Source organism: Achromobacter sp. 1014246743, assembly GCF_059760725.1.
Window position 1 is genome coordinate 102,761 of sequence record NZ_JCBANA010000009.1, and the last position, 8,365, is coordinate 111,125.

At 66.6% G+C, this 8,365-nt stretch carries 6 protein-coding genes; 4 read left to right on the top strand and 2 right to left on the bottom strand.

Features of this window, described 5'->3' with window-relative positions:
- The first annotated feature begins 103 nt into the window (after positions 1–103).
- Entirely contained in the window at positions 104–823 is a 720-nt protein-coding gene (locus AC6LJ2_RS06245) for a response regulator transcription factor (RefSeq protein WP_025135298.1), read from the top strand.
- On the opposite strand, the gene AC6LJ2_RS06250 is transcribed toward AC6LJ2_RS06245, so the two are convergent.
- Positions 805–2,325: a sensor histidine kinase gene (locus AC6LJ2_RS06250; protein WP_498151028.1), complete on the bottom strand. Its 1,521-nt coding sequence runs from the start codon at positions 2,323–2,325 to the stop codon at positions 805–807. The genes AC6LJ2_RS06245 and AC6LJ2_RS06250 overlap by 19 nt on opposite strands.
- An 8-nt stretch (positions 2,326–2,333) precedes the next feature.
- Positions 2,334–4,307, bottom strand: coding sequence for an EAL domain-containing protein (locus tag AC6LJ2_RS06255; protein WP_263913819.1), 1,974 nt, complete (start codon positions 4,305–4,307; stop codon positions 2,334–2,336).
- A 533-nt stretch (positions 4,308–4,840) separates the two neighbouring features.
- Between AC6LJ2_RS06255 and AC6LJ2_RS06260 the strand changes: the two genes are divergently transcribed.
- Genes AC6LJ2_RS06260 through AC6LJ2_RS06270 form a run of 3 tightly spaced genes read left to right on the top strand, consistent with a single transcriptional unit; the run spans position 4,841 to position 8,297 of the window.
- Positions 4,841–6,307, top strand: a complete 1,467-nt coding sequence (locus AC6LJ2_RS06260; protein WP_445658621.1) for a putative bifunctional diguanylate cyclase/phosphodiesterase — start codon at positions 4,841–4,843, stop codon at positions 6,305–6,307.
- A gap of 38 nt (positions 6,308–6,345) precedes the next feature.
- On the top strand, positions 6,346–7,413 hold the full coding sequence (gene aroC, locus AC6LJ2_RS06265) for a chorismate synthase (RefSeq protein ID WP_263913821.1): 1,068 nt from the start codon (positions 6,346–6,348) through the stop codon (positions 7,411–7,413).
- A gap of 44 nt (positions 7,414–7,457) precedes the next feature.
- Positions 7,458–8,297, top strand: a complete 840-nt coding sequence (locus AC6LJ2_RS06270; RefSeq protein WP_263913822.1) for a M48 family metallopeptidase — start codon at positions 7,458–7,460, stop codon at positions 8,295–8,297.
- Positions 8,298–8,365 lie beyond the last annotated feature (68 nt).

The following is an 8,365-nucleotide window of genomic DNA, read 5'->3' on the forward strand; positions in this document are numbered from 1 at the left end:
TTCCATTGTAAAAGTCGTAAGATTGTCGCCTGCGGGACACTCAGGACGGTACCCCCGTCCTTGGGGCATTTGTCGACAATTTTCAATATAAAGCACTCTAAATATGCCTGGCGCAGATGGTTTGCTGTGTATCGGCCTGCTTGAGGATGATGCGGACTTCCGGGAGGAGTTGGCGTTGGGCCTCGGTGGGTACGGTTTCCGTGTGGCGTTTGCTTGTGACAACGCCGCGGCCTTTTACCGTCGCTTGCAGGAACAGCCCTGCGATATCGTCATCCTTGATGCCCATCTTCCTGGTGAAGACGGTTTTTCGGTGGCCACGCGACTGCGCGCGCTGAGTCCGGTAGGCATTGTCATGCTGACCGGGCGCAGTGCGCTCGAAGACCGGGTGCGCGGGTTGGAAGGCGGCGCCGACGTCTACATGACCAAGCCGGTGGACCTGCTGGAGCTCAGCTCCGTCATCCGCAGCCTGGCCCGCCGCATGCGCCTGGCCAAGGTGCCGCGTCCCGCCGATGCCGAAACGCGTGCGTCGGCCGATACCGCGTGGTCGCTGCAGGACGGCGGCTGGATCCTGGTGGCGCCGGATGGCGCGTCGCTGCATTTGAGCGCCCAGGAACGCACGTTCCTGATGGCGTTGATGGACGCGGCGGGTTCCGCCGTCAGCCGCCAGGCGCTGGCCGAATTGTTCCTGCCGGACAGCCCCGGAGGGTTTGAACTGCGCCGTATCGATGTGCTGGTGAGCCGCCTGCGCGCCAAGGCGCAAAGCGCGGGCCTGAAGTTGCCCGTGCTGTCCGTGCGCGGCCAGGGCTACGTGTTCGCGGCCTGATTGGCCGCGTCCGGCGCGGGCGGCCGCGCGGGCAGGGTGATGACGAAGCGCGTGCCGACGCCCACCTTGCTTTGCATGACCAGAGAGCCACCCTGGTTCTGGCAGATGCGCCGGGCCAGATACAGGCCAATTCCCATTCCCTGAGTTTCGCGGTGCGCCGAGCGGCGGAAATGCGGCTCGAAGATGCGCGCCTGTTCTTCTTCGCCGATGCCGGGGCCGCTGTCGGTGACCGCCATCCAGGCCATGGGCGCATCCTTCTCGGTTGTCCGTCCCGTTTCGATGCGGATAGGTTCGCTGGCTGGCGAATACTTGATGGCGTTGTGGATGAGATTGCGTACGACCACGCTGGTCAGCGGGCGGTCGCAATAGACGGGCAGGGTGTCGGCGTCGGTCTGCAGCAGCAAGGCATGCGCCGTATCCGGTTGCATCGCCGCCACCACGTCGCCGACCAGTTCCGACATGTCGGTCAGTTCCGCGCGCGGGGTCCAGGCGTGTTCGCCCAGGCGGTCCTGGTTCAGCAGCTGTTCCATCAATTCGGTCATGCGCGTGACGGACCGATGGATGCGCGCCAGACGGTTGTCGACGGCTTCACCGCTGCCGGACAGGATCATGTCCAGCGACTGGGCGGCGGCGCTGATCGTGGCCAGGGGTGCCCTCAACTCGTGCGATATCAGGGCATTCACCTGGCGCTGGGTATCGAGCGCACCGGCCATTTCGGCCAGCCGCAGGTCGCCCTGGACGTGCGAGTCGGCGTCGGCGGGGGCGGGCCTTGCGTGAGCGTGCCTGGGATCCAGCCCCGCCAGCAGCAAGGCAGCCAGCACCAGCAGCAGCCGCGCCAGTTCGGGGGCCAGCGCGCCGTCGCTCTGGCCGGGCACCGCGTCTTGCGTCAGCACCCAGGCCGACACCGCATAGGCTGCGCCCAGCGCCAGCGCGGCCATCCTGCGGGGGGTGCCTCGGGCCGCCGCTGCCAGGAACCACGCTGCCAATGCTGCGCTGGCGGCGGCGCAGACGGCGGCGATCAAGCCGGGCAACATGCCGCCGTCGGCGTCATAGACGAAGATCAGTGCCAGTGCCGCCAGGCCGGTCAACGCGATGCAGGCCCAGCGGCATGCCGTTGCCAGGCGGGCGGCGACGGGGCTGCCGGAAATCAGGGGGACGGACAAGGCCAGGAGGGCAGCGAAAGAGCCCGCCTGCAAGGCGCCGGCCGGAAACAGCAAGGGCTGCACGCGCAAGACGCCCTCCACCAGCACGAACGCGAGCGCGGCGCCGTAGCTGGCTGCCCTTGTATAGGCCCAAGTGGTGAGAAAGGCCACCGCGCACGCCAAGGCGACGCCGGCGACCAGGGCGGCCTGAAGCTCGGGGTAGGACGTGGCCGGCCCTGCCGCCATCAATGGGCCGGGCCACAGCACGGCGCCTGCCAGCCAGGCTGGCCAGCCGCGTTGCGCAGGCGTCGTGCGGCTTGCGCGGCGGTGGCGAAAGCGCCGAAGGGTGCGAAGAAACAAGCCTTCCGTCAACTAGGAACCCATTGGTGGTCAGGCGCGAGGTCGTGCGCGCGGGCGAAGTTTACGACAGCGCCACGAATTGCGCGGACGCCGATTTTCTCGAGGATGGCCTGGGTGGCGGGGTCGGGCACGTCTTCCGCGTACACATCCATGTTCAGCGACACCGCCGTGGCGACGACCGTTGCCGCCAGGTGCTGGCTGCCCGGGCTGTGCAGGATGCCGGTGATGAATCCCCCGCACAGTTTCACGTAGCACACCGGGTATTCGTGCAAGTGCTCCATGGCCCCGAATTGCCGGGACAGGCGTGACAGCCCCACGCGGCCGCCGGCCTGGGTGACGATTCGGCACAACTGTTGCATGTCGGCGCCGTGTTCCACCAACGCCTCGGCATCGACTTCGACGATCAGGCGTGCCGTCAGGGCGGGCCGGTCGGCCAGCATGCGTTCCAGTCGCGCCAGGAAAGCCCCTTGGGCCAATGAGGCGCGCGAAACATGCACGGTCAAGGCGTCGGGGTGGGTATACAGCCAGTCCAGCCCGAGGCGGATCGCCTGGATATCGCATTCGGCCGACAGCCCCAGACGCACCGCCGGCGGCATGAAGATCGAGGCCGGGACCGGGTCGGCTCCGGCAGCATCGTGCAGGGTCAGGCGGCCCTCGTGCTGCAACAGCCTGCCTGCCACGTCCGCCAAGGGCTGCACCGAGAGGGAAAAGCGGTGCTGCTCCAGGGCGGTGGACAGCGCATCGTGCCAGCTGTATTCGCCGATGCGGGTGCTGTCGGCGGCCTGGCTTGCCGGCGAGATCTGGTCGTCATCGGCACTTTCCGCGCACATCAGGGCATGGTCCAGGCGCGCCAGCGTGTCGCTCATGCTGTCGCCGGGGGCGTAGGCGGCCATCGCCAGCGCCCAGCGGCACCAGCCGCGTTTGTCCATCGGCACCCGCAGCGACCGCAATTCGCGTCGCACCCGCTCGGCGAGCAGGCCGGCCTGGGGCGCCGAAGTACGGGGCATCAGCAGCGCGAAGTCCGAGCCGCCGATGCGCGCCAGCACGGCTGTCGGACCGCCGGAGCCGTCGACCAGTTTACGCAGGCGGTCGGACGAGGACCGCAGCCACTGGTCGGTGAAGGCGCGCGACAGGTGACGGTTGATCTGCGCCAGGTCGCGCTGGCGAAACAGCAGGATGTGGCCGCCCGCGTCCGGTTCCTGGCTGGCAAGCTCGACCCGGAAATGGTCGATGAAGTACTTGCGGTTCGGCAGACGGGTGACCGCGTCGCGCGAGATCTCGCTTTGCAGCGATTCGATGCGTGCGTTCTGTTCCTGCACCGTCGCGGCCACCTTGCGCTGGGCGTCGACCAGGGCCTGGTCCACGCCCGCCAGTCCGCACGCGCGGTTGGGCGCCGCCTCGCCACCCGGCGCCAGTGCCCGCACCCGTTCGCAGATGTCGCGCGAGGTGCGCGCTTCGATCCAGCGCATCAGGTTGACGGCGAACAGCGTCCAGAAGACGCCCGCAGCCAGCACCAGGCCGATGACGCGTACGCCGCCTTGCCAGAGCGTGTCCCGGGCCAGCCGGGCATCCGCCTGCACGGTGACCGTGCCCATCGGGCGGCCATCCGGCGCGACAAAGGGCAGGGTGGCGGCGGGGGCCTGCATGGTCAACCAGCCATCGCGCCAGTCGTGTGCCCGTCCGGGTTGGCCAGGCGAGGCGCTGCGGCGCTCCGCTATGGTGTCCCCGTTTTCCGCATTGATCTTGACCAGGGAATACAGGCCGGCACCGAACAGTTCATCGGCCAGTTTGACCTGGTCTTGCGTGCCCCCCGCGGTGTGGGACAGCGCCCACGCCAGGGCGCTGGCACCCGCCTGGCCCTGCTGGGCCAGCTGGGTGTTCAGGTAGCGGTGGGCGGCCAGCATCCCCAGCGCCTGCGCACCGAGCAAAATGAAGGCAATCAGGAGGGCGGTGCAGAGGATCAGCCGGCGTAATGTGGACATGGAGTAGGGGTTCCCTTCGTGGCCCGCACCGTTGCCGGTGCCGCGCAATGCCGGCCTGCCAGTAAAAGGGGGAACGTCAGGCCGCGAGCGTGCCTGATCGGGAAAAATGCTGGATAAGAAACGTGACACACGTTACTAATACCTCAGTGTCGTCGCGTACGCTGTAATTCCGCATGTCACAGAACATACAGAATATTACGAAATCACCTGCGATATCAGACAACCTGTGCAATTATTTCGTTCGTGATAATTGCCCGGATGATAACTATTGAGACAGGCCGTATTAATTTTAGGGTTCCGGCTGTCGTAGTAAGGGCACGGCATGGCGCAAAGGACCGGCCAGCGACTGCTATCCAAGGACCGTCATGACCCCAAGCGAGCAACCAGAGCAGGGCAGGAATCGAAGGAAAAGGAGCGCGTTGCTCCTGAAGTGTGGCGTTTTTTTGCGAAAATAATGCATAATTTAAAAAATGTTACAGCCCTTGGGTTTCTTTCCGGACCACAACGCCAAGGGTTTCTAGATAGGGGGCTCCGTGCGTGAGAGTTACCTGCTCGCACTGTGCCTGACGCTCGCGGGCGCACTTGCAGCGATAAGTTTGTTTTTCGTCCGCCGGGAGCGTGTCCTGCGCGGGCGACTGACGCGTGACGAATTGACCGGTGTCCTGAGCCAGCGGGAGCTGCATCGCCGCGCGCGCGCCTGGTTGAACCAGGCGGACAAGGCGTCGGGCCGGGGCGCATTCGGCCCGGGGGGCGTGGCGCAGGCGGACCGCGAGTCCCTGGGTATCGCGCGCGCCCGCACGGGGACGCGCGGCATTGGTGCGTTTTTCCTGGTCAGTTTTGACCAGTATGCCGAGATCAGCGCGATGCTGCGCGCAGGCGAAGACCAGACCCTGCTGGTGATGGTCGCTGACCGCCTCAGCCTGCTCACGCGCGCCCTGGGGGGCATGGTGGCCCGCAGCGGCACGGACACGTTCACGCTTTGCATTCCCGAGGTGGACGAGCAGGGGGCGGCACTGGTGTCGGCCAAGCTGCTGGAAGACCTGTCGGTGCCCTACGAACTGGGCGGCCGGCCTCTGATCGCGGTGTTTCGCGTGGGGGCGGCGTTGTATCCGGACCACGGCCGCAGTGTGGAAGAATTGCAACGCTGCGTGCAGGTCGCGATGGTGCCGCTGAAAGAACGGGGCGGTCCGGGCTGGAACATGTTCGACTTTCGCATGCTGGCCCGCCAGCGCGACCAGCAAGGGCTGGAAAACGACCTGCGCCTGGCGCTGACCACGGCGTCCATGGACCAGTTCGAACTGTATTACCAGCCGGTCTGCGACAGCGGCACGGGCGTGGTGCAGGGTTGCGAGGCGCTGTTGCGCTGGCATCACCCGGAGCTGGGCAGCGTGTCGCCCGCGGTGACGATCGAGCTGGCCGAGCGCAGCGGCCTGATCGTGCCGCTGGGCGCCTGGATACTCGAGCGTGCCTGCTCGCAGGCCGCTTTATGGCCGGCCGCCTGGCGGGTGCACGTGAATCTGTCGGTCAAGCAGATGAACGAGGACAGCCTGGTGCAACTGGTGTCCGACGTGCTGGCGTCGACCCGCCTGGCGCCGCGCAAGCTGGTGCTGGAGATCACCGAATCCATTTTCATCATGCACTACGAGCGCCACGTGAAGATCCTGAACACGTTGCGCGCCAAGGGCATCGGCGTGGCGCTGGACGATTTCGGTTGCGGCTATTCCAGCCTGAACCACTTGCGTCATCTGCCCATCGACTGGGTCAAGATCGACCGCAGCTTCATTTCGGCGCTGGAATCCGATGCCGGCAGCCGCGAGGTGGTGTCCGCCTTGTTCGGGTTGTGCCAGGCGATGCACCTGCCGGTGGTGGCCGAAGGCGTCGAAACCGAAGGGCAACGCGAAATCCTCAAGTCGCTGGGCTGCCGCGTGATGCAGGGATTCCTGCTGGGACGCCCGGCGCCGGCCGCCGAGATTCAGGCTTTGGCCTCGGCGGTGTCATAATCGGGGTTGCTTGCAACCTCCCGACCTGTTGACTTCCTATGCCCGGCAATACCCTCGGTACCTTGTTCACCGTCACGAATTTTGGCGAATCCCACGGGCCGGCCATCGGTTGCGTCATCGATGGCTGTCCGCCGGGACTGTCCCTGGATGCCGCCGACATCCAGCTCGAACTGGACCGCCGCCGCCCCGGCACGTCGCGCCACGTCACCCAGCGCCAGGAAGCCGACCAGGTCGAGATCCTGTCCGGCGTCTACGAAGGCCTGACCACCGGCACGCCCATCGGCCTGCTCATCCGCAACACCGATGCGCGCAGCAAAGACTATTCCAACATCACCGACACGTTCCGGCCCGGCCACGCCGACTACGCCTACTGGCGCAAGTTCGGCCTGCGCGACCCGCGCGGCGGCGGCCGTTCGTCGGCCCGCCTGACCGCGCCCACCGTGGCCGCGGGCGCCGTGGCCAAGAAGTGGCTGGCCGAGCAGTACGGGGTGAAGGTGCGTGGCTACATGAGCCAATTGGGCCCCATTCCGATTCCGTTCGTGTCGTGGGACGAGGTGCCGAACAACCCGTTCTACGCGCCCAACGCCGAGGTCGTGCCCGAACTGGAAGCCTATATGGACCAGTTGCGCCGCGACGGTGATTCGGTCGGCGCGCGCATCGAGGTCGTGGCCGAGAACCTGCCGGCCGGCTGGGGCGAGCCCATCTACGATCGCCTGGATGCCGACATCGCCCACGTGATGATGGGCCTGAACGCCGTCAAGGGCGTGTCCATCGGCGCGGGTTTCGACTGCATCGCGCAGCGCGGCTCCGAGCATGGCGATGAAATCACGCCCGACGGTTTCCTGACCAACCACGCCGGCGGCGTGCTGGGCGGGATTTCCACCGGCCAGCCGGTGACGGTGTCGCTGGCCATCAAGCCCACGTCCAGCATCCGGGTCGAGCGCCGCTCGGTCAACCGGGCCAACGAACCCGTCATGGTGCAGACGCTGGGCCGCCACGATCCCTGCGTCGGCATTCGAGCCACGCCTATCGCCGAAGCCATGCTGGCCCTGGTGCTGATCGACCACGCCCTGCGGCATCGCGGGCAGTGCGGCGATCGGGCCTGAACGGCTGGCAAGTCCCTGATTTTTTGCAACTGCTGGAGGCCGACATGAGCCGTAACCGCTATCCGTTGCGCCGCTTGGCGGCCGTCTTGGGCCTGGCCGTATTGGCCGGTTGCTCGGGCATGAACACCACTCAGTCGGGCGCCATTGGCGTGAACCGCACGCAATACATGTCCAGCATGGTGCCGTCGCAGGCGCTCGAGCAGGAAGCCAACCAGCAGTACGCCGACATCCTCAAGCAGGCCCAGGCCAAGAATCTGCTGGATCGCGATGCCCAGCAAGTGGCCCGGGTGCGCAGCATTTCGCAGCGCCTGATCGCGCAAGCGGGCGTGTTCCGCCCGGATGCGTCGGGCTGGAAATGGGAAGTCCACGTGCTGACCAGCGACGAGATCAACGCCTGGTGCATGCCGGGCGGCAAGATCGCCGTCTACACGGGGCTGATCAACAAGATCAAGCCCACCGATGACGAACTGGCGGCCGTGCTGGGCCACGAAATCTCGCATGCGCTGCGCGAACATGCGCGTGAGCGCGTGTCGCAGCAGATGGCCACCAACCTGGGCTTGCAGGTGCTGTCCATCGCCACGGGCTCCAGCGCCGCGTCGGACCTGGGCGGGCAACTCACCAGCGTGATGTTCACCCTGCCCAACAGCCGTACCCACGAAACCGAAGCCGACCGCATGGGCGTCGAACTGGCGGCCCGGGCCGGTTTCGATCCGCGTGCGGCCGTGACGCTGTGGCAGAAGATGGGGGCGGCCGACAGCGGCAGCGCGCCGCCGGAGATCCTGTCGACCCACCCCTCGGCCGCATCGCGCATCACCGACCTGCAGGCTGCCGCCCAGCAGGTGCTGCCGCTGTACGAACAGTCCAAGGGCCGCGCCGCCCGCTGAACCCTTCTTCTTAAACACATCTCCGAGCCCACGAGACCTGTTGGTCCATCTCGGATGCCGGCCTCTGC